Raw genomic sequence first — 17,910 nt, 5'->3', positions numbered from 1 at the left:
TGGGGAAGGAAGGACTCGAACCTTCGAAGCCATACGGCGGCTGATTTACAGTCAGCCATCTTGTGGTTTCAACGATTACCGCGAAGCCCCACTGAGACAAAAAGTTCTCTTCCAATCAAGGATATAGCTCCCTATTGATAGCTGATGACATCTCCCGAAATACCACTACAGCTAGGTATTTTGTGGGGCTTAGAGTGGGGCTTGAAAGGGGGAGCTAATGAAAAGACCGCTTACTGCGTTGGCGATCGAGCACGCAAAACCGCGAGCGAAGCGCTACGCCCTGCCCGATATCGGTCATCCGGGCTTGCGGGTGCTGGTGTATCCGTCGGGAGTGCGGACGTTCGTCTACAGGTTCCGACGGGGTGACAAGCAAGACGTGACTGTAGTGCTTGGCCCTGCAAGCGGTCCCAGCGCGCTTACGCTTGTACAGGCCCGTGAGGCGGCTGGTGATGCACGCCGACAACGCGCAATGGGCGCGGACCCGGCCGACCAGAAGCGCGCTACGCGCAAGGCGGAAGCCGCTAGGATTGCTGCGGAGGAGAAGGAAGCCCGGCGCCGGGAGGACACGGTCGCGAACGTGCTCGTGCGCTACTACGGCGACCACGCCGATGGATTGAAGTCCGGCCGGGAGGTGCGGCGGGTTCTCGACAAGGAATTTAAGGGTTGGGCCAAGAGGCGCGTGGACGACATCCAGCGCAGCGATGCAATCCGGGTTCTCGACACTGTCAAGGCGCGTGCGCCGATCCAGTCGAAGCGGCTCCGCGCGTATGGGCGGCACTTCTTTCAATGGTGCATCACCAAAGAACTGGTCGAAAAGAACCCGTTTGATGGAACCGCTGTCGTCAAGGAAGTTTCGCGTAAACGAATCCTGACCAAAGGTGAATTGCGGCTCTTGCTGCGGGCAATCGAACGGCTCGAATGGCCCCGGCGTCAATTCGCCCATCTGCTCTTGCTGACGGCGCAGCGGTTTAGCGAGGTCGCCAACATGGAATGGTTGAAACTCGACCTGACCAGCGACGCGCCGTTGTGGACCCTCCCTGACTCAAAGAACGGCAACCCTCATATCGTCCCCCTTGCCCCGGTCGCTGTCGAGATTCTGACCAGCATGGACCAGATCAAGGACTCGCCCCGTGTGTTCGCCTCGTTCTCTGCCACCCACGCCAAGGCGCGCATTGACGAAGTGATGCTGGAGATCTCGCGAGAAGACGCGGCGGCGGTCGGTGACGATCCAGACGAAGTTAGAATCGAGCCCTGGCGACTTCACGATTTGCGACGCACGGCCGCCACCACCATGCCCAATCTGGGGGTAGAGGTTGGAGTGGTTGAACGGGTGCTGAACCATCAAATGCGCGGCGTGATGGCGGTCTATCAGCTTCACACCTTTGCTGCCGAGAAGCGGCACGCGCTTAACTTATGGGCGGACTTCCTCGCCAATCTGATGGTGGAGCGCGAGTCGAATGTTGTGCAGTTCAAGGCGGTGGAGGGCTGACCGATGGCACCACTCCCCGATTTAGTCGGCAATGAGATTGCCGAAATGACTGATTTTTTCGAGCGGACCAAGAATCCAGCGGCGGCTTGGCGGGCATACAGTCTTGCTCAGATATACACCCGGCCCGTGCCGCGTGTGATTCAGGCTGAGGTTGATCGTTTTGCCGCATGCGTGAGCGAGGCTGCTGGAAAGGTAATTCAGAATGAGCTTGACTTGCTTGCGGCTACATCGCGGACGCCGAAAGAAAATCTGGAGGACCAAAAGAAGAACAGGACGGCCAACCATAAAGACCGCATTGTCAATTTCCGCGCGAAAGAACTTTACGCTGCGTGGCGCGGCAAGGCCCACGAAAACCCCGTTGGGCAACTGCAAATCGAATGGCGCGACATTCGGATATTCGGAGCACTTCAGTCGTTGAACGCAAGAGGTGTGAGACCTGGACGCGCTCGGCAGATCGTCAAGGACAGCGGATATGCGGGGCTTGAACTCGATCAAATCGAGAAAATTTGGAAACGCCTGAAGACGAAGTTGCAAAAAAGTCGATCCATCACCCACGGTGACGGATGATCCCTTGATGTGAAGGATGATCCTTTGATTTTGGGTAGTATCCGTTAGCGACTTTCTACCCAGATTTTTCCGCTCCTGTTCGGTACTTCTTGAGATGTCACCAACCCCAAGAGGACCAACATGAAGCAACTGATTAAGTCGGAAACCGTGCGAGGAAAGCTCGACATGCCGCGCTCAACGTTTGAGCGGCACGTGAAGCTGCGCACGAATAGCCTGCCCTCCCCGATCTATATTGGACGCTCGCGTTTTTTTGATGCGGCAGAAATCGACGCTTGGATGGCCGGGTTCACCAGCCATCCCGCGAACGATGCGTAAGTGCATGACAATGACCAACATCACCGATGAACCCGCCTATTTGATCGAACTCGCGGAAGTTCTAGAAGCTTCCGAAGAAACCACGCTCGGACCGACTGACGCCCATCTGGCGGCGGTCGCCCTCCTGCACTATGCCGCGTTTTTGGACGCCAACACGCCCATGTCGGCCCTCTAAGTCAGCGCTTTCACGGGCATTAACTTCTCTCAACAAAACCTCAACATCGCCATCACGCGGTATCCGCCGCGTGAATGCTGAGCTTCGCCCAATCGGTGCAAAAATCGCTTGAAAGGAGATTCAACCGATCCCTAGCGAGTGGTGAAATCTGCTCAAATCCGAACACTCGAACAAATGAGGAAGAATAAATGAGCAATGATGATTTCTCGTTCTCGGAAGCTGAGTTCGCCGCGTTCGTCGGCAAGTCGCATGCGTGGGCGCGCCGCGAACGGCGGTTTGGGCGTTCCCCCGCTTACACCTTGATCGGTCGGACGCCGAAATATTCTCGTCAGGACATCGCAGCGTGGATGCACGCAAATCGTGTCGCGCCGGGTGGCAAGCCCGCTTCAGCATAAAAAAGCCCGCCGAGCGTTGCTGCGCTGGCGGGCTAAGTAGAAGGACCATGGAAGTGCAAGTACGATACCCCACCCTCACCGAAAAGCTGGCCCGTTCCAGTATCCCTTGTCCGACGATCACCGCTGATCACATGCTGGCGGCGGCGCGCCGTCATGCAAAATATCTGCGCACCGTCTCGCCCCGCGAATATCAGATGCGGGTGTTTGAGGATGGAAGCGTGTTCTTTCGCAACACCGAAATCCCGGGGCTGGAAAAGCTGTTCTCTCTCGCAGAAATCCAAAAGGCAGCGCGTGAGGTATTTTGGTTGGACCGGCACCGCGCGCTTTGGCAGCACATCGCGGCGCTCTGGCTCTAAGCAATGTCCGATTCCTCCGCTTTCGAGCGCGCCGCGCTGGCGATGTACGGCAACGGGTACTCGCTGTTGCCTATCGTGCCGCATAATGCCCCGTTTGAGGGGCGGGGTAAGGCACCCGGCACCGATTGCCCTATGGCGGGATGGCAGGATTACTGCACCGAACGCGCGTCGATTCACAAGACCGCCGCTTGGGGGCGGCGAGCCGATAGATGTGGCGGCGGGCTTGGCCTTGCTTGCGGATTTGGTGGCGTCGTTGTGGTCGACATCGACTTCGAGCCCGCGATGGACGCGCTGCTCGCGATGCTGCCGCAGTCGAATGTGCAAAAGAAGGGCCGCAAGGGCATCTCGCTCTTCTATCGCGGCAACACCGACGCGATTCGCTCGCGCAACTTCCGCACGCCCGAGCGCATCGGCCTTGTCGATCTACTCTCCGAAGGCAAGCAAACCGTCTTGCCGCCCTCGATCCATCCTGACACCGGCGAGCCTTACTATTGGTGGACGGACGACACGCTTCTTGACGTGTCCATCGATCAACTGACCGAGTTGCCGGACGACATCGCCGAGCGCATCGGTGAAGCGCTGAAGGCGTATGGCTATGATCCCCAGGCGGACAGGCGCTATAAGCCGCATGGCGAGCATGTTGCGCTTGCCGGTGGTTCTGACGGGGCATCATTGTTTCGCGAGGCGAACAATGCGGCGCTCGCGAACTTTCATGCATGGGTGCCGTATCTCGGCTTGCAGCGGTGCTGTCGCGCCGGTGGTGGCTTCAAGGCCGTAGCCGAATGGCGAGCGTCCGGCAGCGGCAGGGCGCTCCATTTGCGCGCTCTGAACCTATCGTTCAAGGCGGACGGCATTCGCGATTTCGGAGATGGACGCGGATACACGCCTATCGATGTTGTCATGGAAGCTCGCCGCGTGTCCGCGTCCGAAGCGCTGGATTGGCTGGCCCCCCGTGTTGGGGTGACGCTTGGCGACCCTGAAGCGTCCGCGCTGGCAGATCGGGTCATTGCCAATTCGATCAGGAAGAAAAAAGGTGCATGATGGGTAGTGCTATTCATGGCGGTGGCGAGCACTCCACCACGCGTGACGGATTTATCAGCGCGCATGAACTTCTCCGGAAGGTGTTTTCCCCGATCGAATGGATCGTTCCTGACCTTATTCCGGAAGGACTGACCATCGTCGCCAGCAAGTCCAAGATGGGGAAATCTTGGTTGATGCTTGACCTCGCATGGCAGGTAGCCGCTAGCCACTCATTCCTTGGACGGCAATGTGCTCGTGGGGATGTGCTTGTTCTGGCGCTTGAAGACTCGGAACGCCGTCTTAAGGACCGCATGCAGAAGCTCGATTTGATGTTTTCACCGGCTCACAAGGAGGCGCAGCATCGAATCCACTTTAAAACGACGTGGAGACGTAGTGACCTCGGCGGCGTGGCCGACATGGCAAAATGGCTCGATGAGCATCCTGCCACTCGCCTGATTATTGTGGACGTTTGGCGAAAGATCGCGCCGCCGCATAAGGCAGGAACGATTGGATATAATCAGGATTATGAGCACCTGAACGAGATTCACCGACTTGCTAACGATAGAAGAATTGCAATCGTTCTTGTGATGCACCTGAAAAAGGCCCCGAGCGAAACCGGCGATCCTTTTGACGATGTTATGGGGTCGGCCGGGCAAGTCGGTGTTGCCGACACGACTCTCATTCTGCGCAGAACCCCGACCGGAGTTACTCTTTATGCGCGTGGTCGCGATGTTCAGGAAATTGAGCTCGCGGTAAAGTTTGATGCTGATACCTGCCGATGGGAATCGCTGGGAGATGCGGAGAAACTCAAGCAGGCGCAAGAGACAAATTCGATTGTGAATGCACTCCGCGCTTGTGGAGCGGAAATGACGACGCTGGAAATCGTAGAGCGAACCGGAATGGAGCGCAGGATTGTTGATGTTGAACTCGGACGCCTCGCTAAACAAGGGAAGATCCGCCGAACCCGGCGCGGTGTTTATGAAGCCGTTTCGGTTCAGTGAACCGGACTGCTACAGAGATAGGTGTTAGATATGTTAGAGTGTTAGAGAAGTTAGATTTGTTGGAAGTGTTAGATTCCTTCTCTAGGCTTCTTCTAACAATCTAACACTTCTAACGGCGGTGATGGTTGTTAGCGGTAGAGGCGGTCGTCTTACCGGCCGTGTCTGAATGCATGAGCGTGGCCGAACTTCCCGTTGGAAGCCGGGAATTTTCACGAAATTGACTCGCCACCTGACTGATCGGATGCACGGGGCGGCGGCCAAAAGGTGAGCAAGATCGTCGACGAGATTTGACTGGTGATAAATATGAATGCGAAAAAATAGACCGTGCCTGTGTCGGTAAGAACGGCCTTAACTCCCGCCAATGACCAGGGCTTGCTCAAGAAATCAGACCCAAGGACATAGATTACTCCTATCGCACCTATAAGCGTCCAGACAGCCCCGCACATAGTGAGCAGAAACGGATGTTCCCAGGTCACTTCTCGGGCCGGTTGGTGAGCCAGCACCGCCTCCTGTTCTGAGCAGACCCACAAATTCCATACCCAGCGCAGGATGCTGGAGCTTGCCCATATGGCCAACACAATCAGCGCGACAAGCAGAGCGGGCAGACCTAGCGCAGCCGGAAGCCATGCAGGAGCAAGCCAGATCGGGAACTTGAACGAGACCTCTGTGCTCATTTGATGCCAGATCAATGCGCCCAGGATCAACCAGAGTACACTGGTAGTCCACCGTGCGATCCGTAGGAAGCGAACCCGCCAAGCAGCGCGTTGGTCCACGAAGCCTGAGATGCGCGGAAGGGCGTCCTTCCACGGACTCTGCGCCGTCTCGGCACACACCCGCACGACGCGCAGGACGAATCCGTCCCGATTATCCCAGTATGCCGTATGGTCTGCGACGAAGGAGCCTAGATTCCAGATCTTGATGGACTCGTCTGGGCGCTTGCCCTCAGTCTTCGTAGGCCCATTCGGCACGGGGTCGGCAGAAGCGTAAAGATCGACCCAGCGAGCGAGGCCCGGCGGCTTCCGCACCGACGCGCTTACGATGGTCTGCATCTCGGGTCGCAGGATGAGCCAGATCGATCCAGCGATGGCCGCGATGACCGTAAGGGTCATGGCCGATGAGAGGAGAAAGGCCGTCCCCGGGGCAAACTTGCCCGGGCCAAACGGGAGATTAGGGAACAGATCGTAAAACCACCACAAAAACATACCGACAAAGTAAGAGGCAGCCATTATGCCGGATACGATGATGAACACGACGTTGGATACGCGAATGCGAATGTCTGCAAAATAGTCAGACTCAGAAGAGTTGGGCACGAGCATATGTTTTCCGCGGGGTTCGTATCGCTTGATCAGCCAGGAGGTCAGCCGAATTAGCCAGGAAATTAGCCAGGAAATCAGCCACGCAATCGCAAATCCCAGCGCACAGTAAATCGCTAATCCCAGCGCCCCGCCAATCGACATTCCCAGCGCCCACCCTGCCTCACCCAGCAGCTGCAGCCAGGAGGTCGTACTTAAGAAGATCCAGTACAGCCAGAGGATCGACCCGGCTAGGAGGACTAGACCGAAGGCCGCGCTGGCCGGGTCGTTCGGAAGCCGCCCGGACGATAAGAGTTTCTGGCTTGCCAGTTGGTTCGTGCCCGCGCCAAAAGTTACGAGCGCATCCGGGAGGAGGCGCGCGGGAGACTGTGCCTCGTCTTCGCCGTCAGTCTCGGCGAATCCACCCAGGGCTTGCAGCGTCGCAGCCGCGCCCTGGGAATGGGCGGCGATCACCGTGTGCGCGCAGCACTCCTTGAGCCGTTCCAGCCCATCGACGATGCATGACTGAATGAGCGCGGCGCGCATTGGGCTCTCGACGAACGCGAGGCTATCGCCGACAGTCGCCGTGAGCGTCGACTGCATCGCAGCAATCTGCGTGCGCAGTTGCGGGATGGGAAGTAGTCCCAACAGCAGGGTGAGCGCAAGCAGGCCGATCAACACTGGCGCGAGTGCCAGCGCGACGAGGAGCTGACCAACCGCCCGCCCGAGGGCGATTGCCCTCTTCCACTCCCAATCACCGGAGGTGTCCTGCCAATAGCGCTGCGCGACATGGCTTGCGATAGACCATGGCACCGCCCTGACGCTCCATGACACCAGCTCGCGGTAGCTCGGAGCTGGAAAGGCACCCGCCCAGCGGCCCTCGGCAAGCAGCCAGCGCTCTGTGTGATCTCGCGTGCACAATCGGACGGCCGCTTCGAACGAACCCTTCTCGATGCCGTCGCTAGAGGCCGCACGCTCGATGGTCGCCACGACCCTTTTCCCAGTAGCGTGGCCAATCGTGTTCAATAGCGCGTCGCCCCATCGGACCAACGTATCACCGCGGCGCGGCGTCCCAATTCCGTGAACTAGCAATACCCCTAGCTGAAATTCTGGGGGTGCGGGGTTCCGCGTCGCCGACGCCGGCTCCCGCCCGAATTTATTCATCCATCGGCGCAATACAGAATCGCGCAGGCCGAGCTCCTTGGCGACCGACGTGACCGACCGACCGCTCGATACCACCAGATCAACGGCCTGACGCTTGTACTCCTCGGTGAACGACCGACGTTGATGTTCCATTCGAACACCTCCGCGTTCGATGAGTCTACTACAGTTGTCCACTCATTCGGAGGGGGTCCAAAGTGCGGATGCCCGTCAGATTATGGCCCATCTGCCATTGCGACGCTGTTGGCTGACAAGCGCATCGGACGAGGTCTAACTCTCTGCGCAGCTGACGGCAGTTCGCAAGACATCTTGCAAATCTGCAACACTTTAGGTTCTGGGAAACCCCTCCCTCATGCGGGTGACGCGCGACCCCCCGCCTCCGGTAGATACAAACTTTCAAAAGTGACTTTTTGTTCTCGGATCGTGTCGTGGCTGCGATCCGGAGCCACGCGCGAGGGGCACTGGAATGGACTGTAGCGGAATAGCTCTTCGTTCGATCCTCAAGGCAATTCAAGCCTCTCAGGATTCCGCCGATGCCCGCTCCCCCGCTTTATCCCGCCGAATTTCGAACTGCGCTAATTTCCCCCGTCCCGCGAAAGCGTCGCAAAAATCCTCGTACCGTGACGATGCCCGAGCACGTCGGACCGCATGTGAAGCTCGTCTTCGCAGAAATGGCGCGACAACGCATGACGTATGACTCACTGGAAGAGCGAAGTGGGGTCCGCCGGGCCACCACGAAGGCGTGGCGTCGAAAAAACCGACCGGGCCTCGAAAGCCTTGAAGCTGCGCTGGCAACGCTCGGGTTCGGTTTTTGTCCGGTCCCCTCGCTCGAAGCGCTACCCGCCGAACTCGCTGGCGAACTCACCGCCCTCGCGCTCACGCTGCGATTGAACATCCCGCAGACATGGGCCGCACTGATCGACATCGGCGTTGCGCAGAAGCTACTTAGCATGCGCGCCATCGAGCGCGCTGCTGTTCTCGTTGAGCATGACGCCCGTCGATTGCGCCACGACAACGACAACACACCGCAACAGCGCGCCGACGAAAGCACGGCATCGGCGACTTAGGCGTGAACTCATTAACGGCAGCCAGCCATAGCCGGCGCCCGCGAGCGCGCCATCGAGAATGAACCTCAACTATCAAGCAAGCGCGGCATGGATGCGTTTCCCTCGCTCCGTCCTATTGAGCACTCAAAAGCTTTGCAGCTTGCACTACACGCCTCAGTTCATCGACGGTCACGTGGTCGTCTTCGGTTGCCCGAAGTGCGACAAGTCTTACTAGCCGTGCCCGCCTTGCTCGCGGATCATTTTCGAGCAGCTTATCGTCGGCGCTCACATCAAGACGACCCTTCGCGAGCGCGTCCGGATCCGCGTCCGCCATGGAGGCAGCGGCCGAGGCCAGCGATTCAGCGAGGTTACCCCCTGGCCGACCCGTTACAACGTGACTTGCAACGCGGTGCTGTATCGACCCCTTCATTCCAAATGTGTCAATCATCGTTGCGGTTGCAATAAGTTCGTACAGAGCACCGTCAGGCTTAGAAGGAAAACGTACATTCAAACGATTGTCAGGAATGGCGCTGGGCAGACGCGTGATACCTATTTCCGAGTCGCCGGTTCCACCAACGCGCACCGGCGCCGATTGTCCGGTCACAACATTCGTGGCCTCAAAGGTCCATTGAACCTGAAAAGGTTGCTCCGCACCAAAGAGGTCTTTGAGCCGAGCGGCATCTCGACTCATCAGAATGCTGTTTAGCTCTTCGCTCGGCGGCGAGTCGTCCTCTGCTGATGGCTTTCCTTCCCGTATTGGGGCGTACTGGGGATCTACGCTGATTTCCCACTCGGCTGCTCGCATAAGGCTGAGACCGCCTGGCTCGACCTTTCGGCCGCCGGCCCAGGAGAGAAATGACATCCAAGCAGAGGAGTCCTCGCTCCCCACGGTAGGCTTCTGAGTCTCGCGGCGCGGAGCCAAATCGAAGGGTGGAACAGTAACCTCTCGCCATTCTGCTCCAGCCAAGACTGAGAGTTTGGCGCCCCCAAGAACAGGCACGCCGCGGGCGATCGCTGTTGAGCGATTATTAAGGTCGCTCGTCAACCGATGAGCCAGAGTGCTACGCGAGCCACCTTCGATTAGTTCAATTTTCGACACCGGCGCTTCGCTCTCCTTTCCATCGCCGATAAGTCCGACGCGTACGTCCATTGTGAGTTGGGGGCGGCCATTGACCATAGCCCGTCGGAGACTGGCTCGATCTGCTTTTGTTAAAACGGTTTCCCGGGCAGAACGGCGGAGTGAAGTTCCTAAGAGCTCGGAAACCTGAACGTCGGGTAGCAGGCGACTCTGCCGAGCAATGTGAGCATTGAGGACGTGGTAGCCTTCCTGTCCTCTATCACCTCGCCCTACCTTACTGGTCAAGGCGACGTAGCCTTGAAGCCAGCCATTGGGGCGCCGGCAGAGGTCCACGAATTGAACACCGACGTCGTCATTTCTTGCCTGGAGTTCGCGAACTTGAACGACGACGGTGCCGTTGTACTCAAGAGCATGCTCTGCCCCATCATCGCTATCTCTGCGCGCTTCCTCATCTTCCGACGTAACGACATTTCGCGAAAAAGCTTCATTAATTGTGATGTTTAGTGGACCAAAAACGAACGACGGCCGCGGCGGAGCGGTGAACGCGATCTTGAACTGGCCGGTGCGCGGATTTTTAGACCAAGGACGCCACCAGGAAGGCCTAGGCGTTGGCTCGCCATAATCGCCTTCCCTGTCAAATCTGTTCGAATCGTCCTGCAACAACATCATCCAAACGATGTCGCCGCCGCCCCATGATTGCGGCCACGGTTCTTTCCACCAGTAAAGTTCCGAGGGGTGAATTTCCGGACGGTTACCGTGCGCCTCTTCCCACACCCACGGGCCGTAGGTGCACATCTGGCTTCCTTCCCATGCCGAACTTCCAACATCCTTTGGGAACCATGGATTGTTGTAGAAGTGCTCGTCAGGTGTGATCTCCGCTTCCATGCAGGCGACGCCGTCGCATTTGTGGACGTCGTCGGGATCCGCCTGCGGAAGAAGATCATCACGAAGGAACGCGAACCGGGGACTAGGTAGAAAGTAGTTATTCCAGTCGGCCTCGGCTCCCGCGCCATCATAGAAGTTGAAATGATGAAAAGTCCCACACAGCGTTTGTTTGAAAACGTCCGCTGGATACCAGTTCTGGCCTAGTGGGAAGCGCTTCGCGGCGTACGAGCCGATTTTGTGTCCGACGGGGTCTTTTCCTGCGACGCCCATGGAATTATCGACCGTGTCGCGCCAAGTCGCTAACTGATCTTCACCGCAAACGGGACATGTATCTGTAGTCAGAGAAAAATTACGTGGCTGGGCCGATGCTTCGAGCCACGGAATTGCAGTAAGAAGGAGTGCTGTAGTGAAGCAATGTACAAGACGCTTCTTGGCCGATTGGCCTACTGAAGAGCTGCCGCGCTCAGTTTGAAGTAGCGTTTTCATCTATGCCTCCACAGGAGCGAGGCTTCCCCGCGGATACCAACCGGGCAGGCTCCGCCTACTCTGATCAATCAGCAATCGGCCGCCAAAAAAGCGGCGCAATCAATCTATGTCTGATGGGGCGAAGCTCTCTCATTGGATCAGCCGTGATCAGTCACAGGCCGAAGCTCCATACCCTTCAAGCATAGAGTAGAGTCTCTCATCGAACAACACTTACCTGTCCCGTTCTCCTAGCCGTGATGGATGCATGTCGCGTTGTTCAACTCTAGCCGCCAACACCAAGCGTATCGGTGTCACCAAAGAATACGCCCGGGAAGTGGATCGATTGGAGGCTTTGGACGCATAACCTCGAGTTGAGTGGTCATTAGTTACCACTTCAGCGCACTTTTGGATTTGCCGAGGCGCGTTCATCGGAATATTGTCGTTGCGAGCTGCTCAACGAACGAGATGGCCGAATCTCGAAAATATCTGGCAGCCTGAATGCCTTCGGCGGGCTCTCACTCCATAGCACGCGACGTTCTTTTGGCCGAGTGCAAGCGTCCATGTGGCGCGAGCCTCCGCGCGCGCCATTGAATATTGGCATAATGGAGGATGACATGAAGATTGCGTCCATAGCCGCGACGGCCTTTTTGGTGCTCAGCCTTGCGCACTCGCCGGCGAAGAGCCATCCCGATGATATGCTCCGACGCATCGAGCCGTTCTTGACAACGGTGCACGATGGGCTGGACGAACTTGACTCCGAGCTGACAAAAATAGAACAGCAGGCGAGCATTGTGCCCGGCAACGAGCGCATCGATACGTTAATGGATAACGTGGCGAAGGCCAGTTCGGAAGCACTTCGTGCGCTTATTGAAGCAACCCAGGATACCGATAGGGCACGAATCGCTGAATCGTACCCTCGCGCGTTCGCTGAATTTGAAAAGATGGCACAAGCCTTTCGATCTCGTGCGGGTAAGATTGCGGATAGACTCGTTGCAATCCAGAGCGGCATCTCCGAGGGCCGCATCCTTGTCGCAGTGGATGTATTCGATCAATCAACTGCACGCGACCGGGTGGATTTCATGAAAGTGCTTACGCCCAAGGCGCAAGAAACGTACCGAAAAATGAGCCCGGCCAAATTCTCCAGCCTCGACTTCTATCTTCAGAAATTTGGGATGAAGTTTAGCAAGGCGGTGAATGATGCATGCTTTCCCGATGCCAATGCCATTATTGCTGGGACCTGTGTTGCCCTGTGCGCCAGCACAGCCGGCGCGGCTTGCGTTGAATGCGTCGCAGCAGCTGTGGTAGCCGGAGGGACGGCGAGCTACCTCTACTTCAAGAACGGTTATGAGTCCTGTCTTCGCGGCTGCTGTGGGTGCCGATGGTATAGGCCTTGGTGCTGCGGGTGCAAGGCGGGTTGCTTCCTCGCCTGGGCAGCCTTCATTGCCTAACGGGTTCTAGAAACCCGTGCGGCGCAAGCCGGCCGCCGCCACCTTGCCGCCCGGTTTCACGGCGGGCGGCTTAGCTGCTAACCGGCGCCGAATGCTCCCCTTGGCCCTTCGCGACATATTGCGCCGCCGCGAGCTTGATTTCTAAAATCGGACGCAGCCTCGTCGCCTCCGCGACGGTACACGGCCTAAGGGATACCGAAACGGGCCTGACGACTTTGAGCAGATTGCGCACATTGCTTGCGTCACCATCGCTCTGACAAAGCAAAAACAAAAAGTGCAGCGGGGCGCTTCGGCGGCCGAACCCCGCTGTGACTCTTGCTAGAGGTCGAAATGTCTGAAACTTTTCTCTCCCGACGAAAGATCGCATCGCGCGGCGGTTTCTCGCCGAATACGCTCAGAAACTATGCCGAACGTGGAATTGGCCCGGAGTTCGTGAAGGTCGGTGGTTCTTGCCGCTACAGCGTAGCCGCATTTGATGCATGGCTTGCGCAACACAAGGTCGGAGCCGCCCAATGAGCCGCGCCAGACTTCTCGCAGACCTTAAGGCTGCGACCACCGATCTCGCAGCGGCGCGCCGAGCGCTCGCTGATGACCAGTTCCGTGCGCGGCATGGCATGGCGCACAATCTCATATTCGCGGCACACGTTGAGCACACGACTTACCATCGCTGGCTCCGCATCGGCGAAGCTCTCGCCAACTATCGCTGATCACCCACCCCGCCCCGCACCATTTACGAAGGCTAACCGGCAATGAAAATCCTGAATCACCTCTTCGGGAAAAAAACTCCCACTTCCTTGGCCATCGCTGCCGAGATCGAAACGGCGCGCGCTGAGCACGCCGCTGCCGTCGCCAAGCGCGGGGCCGCACTGGCTGGCCTTTCGACCATGAGTGATGCCGAACACATCAAGGCGGAAGCCGAGTACCAGGCACAACGTCGCGCCGCCGACCGCGCCGAGGCTCGTGTTGCCGACCTTGAAAAAGCCCATGCCGAAGCGCTCGCGGCCGAGGCGGACGCCGAGAAGCGGGTCGAGACGGAGCGGTTTCACCAACGTATCGAGGCTGCGCGTCATGCGGTCGAGGTTGAAGCCGCCACTCTTCTTCGCTCCTACGATGAACACGCCGCTGCGATTGCGGATGTGCTCGCGCGCCTTGACGCGATGAATGCCGAAGCGAACGCGGTCAACGACGCTGGCCGACACACGCCGGGCTTCGAGCCGGTGCGCAACACCGACGCGGCACATCGCAAGCACCCGGATCGGCTGGCGAGTGAGCGGCGAGAGGCTGTCCCGTGCTGGGTTTTTCGGTATCCTGGCTCTCCGCGCGAGACGGACCGGCTGAAGTATCAGAGGGAAGAGTCGCACGAAGTGGTTCGACCGGCAACTATCGGTTCTGACGGTAAGGCAATTCCGGTCCCGGCTGCGCGCCATGACTACTACGGTCGCGAGCTAATCATCCAGCCCGTGCTTGAACACCGAGAAGTCGTGGTAAAGTGCACCCAGCACCGCCCCGGTCGCTACGAAAACCCGCTTTCTGCGATTCATCTCCCGCCGGGATTTGCCGCTGGCAATCACCACTGGCCGCGTAAGCAATGACGCCCGACCTGCACCATCTCATCGAATTGGCGGGATGGAGTGCGGCAAGTTACGCCATGCGAGAAGGTCGCTGTCGTGCGGGAAGCGCGGTCGTGACATGACCCATGCTGACCTTGGTGCGCTATCGAAAATAACGTTCGCGCTCACGCCTGACGTCGGCTTGGCCGCCGACAGCGGCGTAACAACGGACGTCGCTGGAGGTCTCCGAAGGCCACAAACGGATATCGCCGAGCGCGTAATGCGAATGCCCATAACAAATAATCGTCAGGGCAGCCAATGTGGGGACCCGATCAGAAATTGAACTGAAAGTTCAAGCCGCCGTACACGCCTTTGCCGTAGTTGCTATCTTGCACAAAGCCGAGCGAGACGCCCGTGTTCATACCGGCGACGGTAAACCCTGTAATGTGTCCGCCGAGACGAACCTGGTTGTAGGTCCAGCTGCCCGAGTAGGCTGCTTCAGGTCCCACGAAAATATTTGGCGCGATTGCAATGCCTGTCTTGCCCTGCGCGTAATAGAACTCCGATGCAGTATTGTAATGCCCCTGGACATAAACCATCGTTTGGTCGGTCGGCTTGCCGTAGAGAGATGTTAGAACTTTAAGCCCGTATAGCTGCGTGTTGGATGGAGCCAAGCCAGGCGCTGCATAGAGGTGGCTGTTCACGGCGGTCACACCCGCAGCAACAAGCCATGACCAGCCATTCGGAGTAAACTGATAGCCCGCCAGCACATCCAATGTGGCATCGAGCCCGATACGCTTCTGACCGGTATCGATAACACTGTAGCGGCGGGCCGAGGCAATACCCTCTATCCGCCAGCCCGGCTCCCACAAGCTCCCGAACGGAGAATACAGGGCCGTAAGGTCGGTGTAAAAGGCGCCGTAGGAAGCAAAGTCACTGGTGCTCTGCAAAGAAAAGCGTGGAGCCTCCTCCGCGGCTGCGACGCCCGCCAAACCAAACATAAAGATCGAAGCGAGGCTCTTCAACAGCTTCACCGCTTCCCTCCAAATGCGTCTGATTGAGGAGAGATCATGGGCCTCTCAGCTGCGCTGCTCGGCCAGCGCCGTTGTACCGCCGTGGATCATGAATGGCTCTTCGCGCCATGATGCCAGCTCTGATATCCTCAACAGCATCGCGCCAGCCAATCAGGCGCCAAAAGCCATACGCAAGAAACACGGCATTCACCGCGGAAAAGACACAGAACAGCAGGCTACCTCCCCACAAATTGGCTGCAGCCGAAATAACGGAAGTAGTCAGAAGCGCGGCCAAGAAGATCAGATGGGATGGCGGCGCAGCCGTTCGGCCATCGATTTTAGGAGTGCGAGCGAAAGCGCTCTTACGCCCGGTAACTATCTGTTCCAGAGATCGATAAACTCCAGCGAGGTTGACAGGGACAAGCAGCAGCGTCAGCGCATAGACCCGCACCGCATCCGACCACCTGTATCCGCATCGAATAAGGTCTCGTCCGTACAAGAAATAATACGGCGCCGCAGCGATCGGAAACCAGATATTGGAGAAGCCCTCACCGAAGGGGACTACGAGAAGCAGCAACAGGCCGATGTTGGCAAGCGCTGGCGAGATCAAATAATGAGACCGGACGAATGTCTCGAGCCCACCCGCGCGAGCCGAACCGCGATCACGCCAAAGTGCAAGAAGGCTCGGCAAAATGATCAGACCGCCATTCGCCCAACGCCGACGCTGAATGACGAGCGCGCCAAAGTCAGGAGGCGTGGCGCTATACGCAAGCCGTTCGGGATGGTTATGCAAGCGCCACCCCCGTGCGACGAGGTCAATCGTCGAGCCGGTGTCTTCAATGAGGGTCCTGTCTTGAATGAACACGGGTACGGCATGACCACGCTCGGCCGTCATGGTTCTGATTTCATTCAGAGCTGAATAGCGCAGCACCGCGTTGGCGCCCACCCAGAAGGTCGCGTTGTAGGCAGTAAAGCCCTGATGGACGAGATATTGGATATCGGTGGTTGCACCCGCAACTCGCTCTAACCTTGAAGGCGGATTCGGATAGGCAGAATAAGGCGTTTGCGCAATGGCGATAGCCGGATCGGCTTGCATGATAGAGACGAGCTTACCGATGTAATCGGGTAAAACGATGCTGTCGGCGTCGATAGTGATGACGTAATCGGCCGCCGGGACGATGAGGTCTGCCTCGCTTTCGAGGCACTCCGTGAGAACCGATATGCCATCTGGGTCCTTGGAAACGCGAAATGCGTGTCCAATCAGGCCAATATAGCTATTGAGATTCATCGCCTTGTTAGGCGCATGCGAAAGGTTTCCGAAGCGTTTGCGCTCGAAGCAATCGATCGACACATCGAAAAGACTGACCAATCGTCGGTACTCAATCCGAATGCGCTCAAGGCCGAGGTCGGCCCTATTGCGAAGGGCTGCGGCGTGCCTCCGATACTCGGCATCGAGTTGACCGATGACCTCGCGAGCGAAGACTTCGTCCGCGTGAGCAAACACCGGCTGAGAGCGCTCGGCGTAAAGTCGACCAAGGCGGTTTACGAAATCCGCGGCTTCCACGTACAGTCCAGCAAGGATTACGCGCTCTTTCTCCACGGACGAGCCGTCCGATACAAGGCGCGCATTATAGCCGTCAGCGGCCACACGAAATTGCCGCGACGCTCGACGGAAAAGATGATCCAGCTCCGAGACTAAGGCGCGCGAGGCTTCAAGCTCCATCAAAGCGACAGCTTTCCCAGTCGGTGGATCGTCGAGGAGCAGCGTAATTCGCCGATTGGGATGCTTGGAAAGAGCCGCCGACAAAACCGTCTGCATGATGACCGGGATCTGCTCCTTATAAGACGGTATGAGGATGCTGATCCGCGGTGCGTCCGCCTCACAACTCACGCCGCGATTGTTTGCGTCCTCGCGATGAGCGACATGTCGCCTGATCTGGCCCAATCGCGTCAACTGATAAACGATGTTGCCATAGAAGAGGCTGATCACGGCGGTGCAGAAAACCAGCGTCTGGATAGCCTTCTGCACAAAGGCCCCGTCGTAGGCCGGAGACAGATCATAAATCACGCTGGCAAGGCCAAGCGCGAACGCGAGCGTGCTTACGCCCGCCGCGACGCGGGTCAATAGGATCTCGTGCTTCATTTAGGAGGAAAGTCCCTGGTGATGCGAAAGGTGCGGTGATGAGGGATTTACGCGGGCTAGATACGAGGATGAAGTTGACGCAAATGCGGCTGCGCTTTTGGGAAAAAATGGCAATCTGCGCGCAGAAAATGGCCTGCTCCGTGTTCCTAAGCGGGAACCATCGTGGCCGAGAGTTGTGGCCATTATTAGAGTGCTGCGAATTGGCATGGTAGCGAACGGATCAAGCGCCTGCTCTAGAGCAAATCCGGTCGATACGCATCAGTTTTGGGAGAAAGAGGCAACGCGCGAGTATCTCATAGCGATGGAAGTTGGCGTCCCCACCTCCTCGGTTGGACGTATCAGGCAATATTTGAAGTGCGGGACCATTCGCGTGGCTGAGTTGCTCGTGCGGTTAGTCCGATCATCCGCCGAAGGTGGATTTACCGATCGCAATTGTCATTGAGCGATATCGGCTGTGGGTCACGTGTGGACGGCGCCCTGGCAAGAACTTTCTGACGGCTTGCAGCATTGG

Annotated in this window: 16 protein-coding genes; 12 read left to right on the top strand and 4 right to left on the bottom strand. The window is 57.8% G+C overall.

The window, feature by feature from the left end:
* The first annotated feature begins 217 nt into the window (after nucleotides 1-217).
* The 8 genes from CQ12_RS30675 (at nucleotide 218) to CQ12_RS30645 (ending at nucleotide 5,318) form a co-directional block, all read left to right on the top strand.
* Complete coding sequence (locus tag CQ12_RS30675; protein ID WP_057839022.1) at nucleotides 218-1,489, top strand: tyrosine-type recombinase/integrase; 1,272 nt, start codon at nucleotides 218-220, stop codon at nucleotides 1,487-1,489.
* Nucleotides 1,490-1,492: 3 nt separating this feature from the next.
* Nucleotides 1,493-2,056: a hypothetical protein gene (locus tag CQ12_RS30670; protein WP_057839021.1), complete on the top strand. Its 564-nt coding sequence runs from the start codon at nucleotides 1,493-1,495 to the stop codon at nucleotides 2,054-2,056.
* Between the two features lie 120 nt (nucleotides 2,057-2,176).
* Nucleotides 2,177-2,371 (top strand): helix-turn-helix transcriptional regulator, encoded by a 195-nt coding sequence (locus CQ12_RS30665; protein ID WP_057839020.1) that lies wholly within the window; start codon nucleotides 2,177-2,179, stop codon nucleotides 2,369-2,371.
* 10 nt (nucleotides 2,372-2,381) lie between these two features.
* Complete coding sequence (locus tag CQ12_RS44370) at nucleotides 2,382-2,546, top strand: hypothetical protein (protein WP_157088591.1); 165 nt, start codon at nucleotides 2,382-2,384, stop codon at nucleotides 2,544-2,546.
* 188 nt (nucleotides 2,547-2,734) lie between these two features.
* Nucleotides 2,735-2,941 (top strand): hypothetical protein, encoded by a 207-nt coding sequence (locus tag CQ12_RS30660; RefSeq protein ID WP_057839019.1) that lies wholly within the window; start codon nucleotides 2,735-2,737, stop codon nucleotides 2,939-2,941.
* A 47-nt stretch (nucleotides 2,942-2,988) separates the two neighbouring features.
* Nucleotides 2,989-3,297, top strand: a complete 309-nt coding sequence (locus CQ12_RS30655; protein WP_157088590.1) for a hypothetical protein — start codon at nucleotides 2,989-2,991, stop codon at nucleotides 3,295-3,297.
* A gap of 3 nt (nucleotides 3,298-3,300) precedes the next feature.
* Nucleotides 3,301-4,338: a bifunctional DNA primase/polymerase gene (locus CQ12_RS30650; protein WP_083519545.1), complete on the top strand. Its 1,038-nt coding sequence runs from the start codon at nucleotides 3,301-3,303 to the stop codon at nucleotides 4,336-4,338.
* Nucleotides 4,335-5,318, top strand: a complete 984-nt coding sequence (locus CQ12_RS30645) for an AAA family ATPase (protein ID WP_057839016.1) — start codon at nucleotides 4,335-4,337, stop codon at nucleotides 5,316-5,318. Before CQ12_RS30650 ends, CQ12_RS30645 begins: the two co-directional genes overlap by 4 nt.
* A 209-nt stretch (nucleotides 5,319-5,527) precedes the next feature.
* On the opposite strand, the gene CQ12_RS47300 is transcribed toward CQ12_RS30645, so the two are convergent.
* Nucleotides 5,528-7,906 carry a transposase gene (locus CQ12_RS47300; RefSeq protein WP_157088589.1) on the bottom strand — a complete coding sequence of 793 codons (2,379 nt, stop codon included), beginning with the start codon at nucleotides 7,904-7,906 and terminating at the stop codon, nucleotides 5,528-5,530.
* A 515-nt stretch (nucleotides 7,907-8,421) separates the two neighbouring features.
* On the opposite strand from CQ12_RS47300, the gene CQ12_RS30635 reads away from it, so the two are divergent.
* Nucleotides 8,422-8,838, top strand: coding sequence for a hypothetical protein (locus tag CQ12_RS30635; RefSeq protein WP_198164291.1), 417 nt, complete (start codon nucleotides 8,422-8,424; stop codon nucleotides 8,836-8,838).
* Between the two features lie 112 nt (nucleotides 8,839-8,950).
* On the opposite strand, the gene CQ12_RS30630 is transcribed toward CQ12_RS30635, so the two are convergent.
* Nucleotides 8,951-11,266, bottom strand: coding sequence for a hypothetical protein (locus tag CQ12_RS30630; RefSeq protein WP_157088588.1), 2,316 nt, complete (start codon nucleotides 11,264-11,266; stop codon nucleotides 8,951-8,953).
* A gap of 593 nt (nucleotides 11,267-11,859) precedes the next feature.
* Here CQ12_RS30630 and CQ12_RS30625 point away from each other — a divergent pair.
* The 3 genes from CQ12_RS30625 (at nucleotide 11,860) to CQ12_RS44355 (ending at nucleotide 14,285) form a co-directional block, all read left to right on the top strand.
* Nucleotides 11,860-12,693, top strand: coding sequence for a hypothetical protein (locus tag CQ12_RS30625; protein WP_157088587.1), 834 nt, complete (start codon nucleotides 11,860-11,862; stop codon nucleotides 12,691-12,693).
* Between the two features lie 330 nt (nucleotides 12,694-13,023).
* Nucleotides 13,024-13,209: a helix-turn-helix transcriptional regulator gene (locus CQ12_RS44360; protein ID WP_157088586.1), complete on the top strand. Its 186-nt coding sequence runs from the start codon at nucleotides 13,024-13,026 to the stop codon at nucleotides 13,207-13,209.
* Between the two features lie 233 nt (nucleotides 13,210-13,442).
* Nucleotides 13,443-14,285 (top strand): hypothetical protein, encoded by an 843-nt coding sequence (locus CQ12_RS44355; protein ID WP_157088585.1) that lies wholly within the window; start codon nucleotides 13,443-13,445, stop codon nucleotides 14,283-14,285.
* 290 nt (nucleotides 14,286-14,575) lie between these two features.
* Here the strand turns inward: CQ12_RS44355 and bcsS are convergent, their stop codons facing one another.
* Nucleotides 14,576-15,277 carry a cellulose biosynthesis protein BcsS gene (gene bcsS, locus CQ12_RS30610; protein WP_057839011.1) on the bottom strand — a complete coding sequence of 234 codons (702 nt, stop codon included), beginning with the start codon at nucleotides 15,275-15,277 and terminating at the stop codon, nucleotides 14,576-14,578.
* Nucleotides 15,278-15,311: 34 nt separating this feature from the next.
* Nucleotides 15,312-17,399 (bottom strand): glycosyltransferase family 2 protein, encoded by a 2,088-nt coding sequence (locus tag CQ12_RS30605; RefSeq protein ID WP_057839010.1) that lies wholly within the window; start codon nucleotides 17,397-17,399, stop codon nucleotides 15,312-15,314.
* Nucleotides 17,400-17,910 lie beyond the last annotated feature (511 nt).

It is taken from the genome of Bradyrhizobium jicamae, assembly GCF_001440395.1.
Lineage (GTDB): Bacteria > Pseudomonadota > Alphaproteobacteria > Rhizobiales > Xanthobacteraceae > Bradyrhizobium > Bradyrhizobium jicamae.
Note: the sequence above shows the minus strand (reverse complement) of the source record. Positions and strands in the feature narration are given on the sequence as shown.

Excerpts from the sequence above, each read along its gene's own strand:
- CQ12_RS30655 (WP_157088590.1), top strand. The coding sequence starts at position 2,989 with ATGGAAGTGCAAGTACGATACCCCACCCTCACCGAAAAGCTGGCCCGT.
- CQ12_RS30665 (WP_057839020.1), top strand. The coding sequence starts at position 2,177 with ATGAAGCAACTGATTAAGTCGGAAACCGTGCGAGGAAAGCTCGACATG.
- CQ12_RS30625 (WP_157088587.1), top strand. The coding sequence starts at position 11,860 with ATGAAGATTGCGTCCATAGCCGCGACGGCCTTTTTGGTGCTCAGCCTT.
- CQ12_RS30650 (WP_083519545.1), top strand. The coding sequence starts at position 3,301 with ATGTCCGATTCCTCCGCTTTCGAGCGCGCCGCGCTGGCGATGTACGGC.
- CQ12_RS30605 (WP_057839010.1), bottom strand. The coding sequence starts at position 17,399 with ATGAAGCACGAGATCCTATTGACCCGCGTCGCGGCGGGCGTAAGCACG.
- CQ12_RS30630 (WP_157088588.1), bottom strand. The coding sequence starts at position 11,266 with ATGAAAACGCTACTTCAAACTGAGCGCGGCAGCTCTTCAGTAGGCCAA.
- CQ12_RS30645 (WP_057839016.1), top strand. The coding sequence starts at position 4,335 with ATGATGGGTAGTGCTATTCATGGCGGTGGCGAGCACTCCACCACGCGT.
- CQ12_RS30675 (WP_057839022.1), top strand. The coding sequence starts at position 218 with ATGAAAAGACCGCTTACTGCGTTGGCGATCGAGCACGCAAAACCGCGA.
- CQ12_RS30670 (WP_057839021.1), top strand. The coding sequence starts at position 1,493 with ATGGCACCACTCCCCGATTTAGTCGGCAATGAGATTGCCGAAATGACT.
- CQ12_RS47300 (WP_157088589.1), bottom strand. The coding sequence starts at position 7,906 with ATGGAACATCAACGTCGGTCGTTCACCGAGGAGTACAAGCGTCAGGCC.
- CQ12_RS30660 (WP_057839019.1), top strand. The coding sequence starts at position 2,735 with ATGAGCAATGATGATTTCTCGTTCTCGGAAGCTGAGTTCGCCGCGTTC.
- CQ12_RS44370 (WP_157088591.1), top strand. The coding sequence starts at position 2,382 with ATGACCAACATCACCGATGAACCCGCCTATTTGATCGAACTCGCGGAA.
- CQ12_RS44360 (WP_157088586.1), top strand. The coding sequence starts at position 13,024 with ATGTCTGAAACTTTTCTCTCCCGACGAAAGATCGCATCGCGCGGCGGT.
- CQ12_RS44355 (WP_157088585.1), top strand. The coding sequence starts at position 13,443 with ATGAAAATCCTGAATCACCTCTTCGGGAAAAAAACTCCCACTTCCTTG.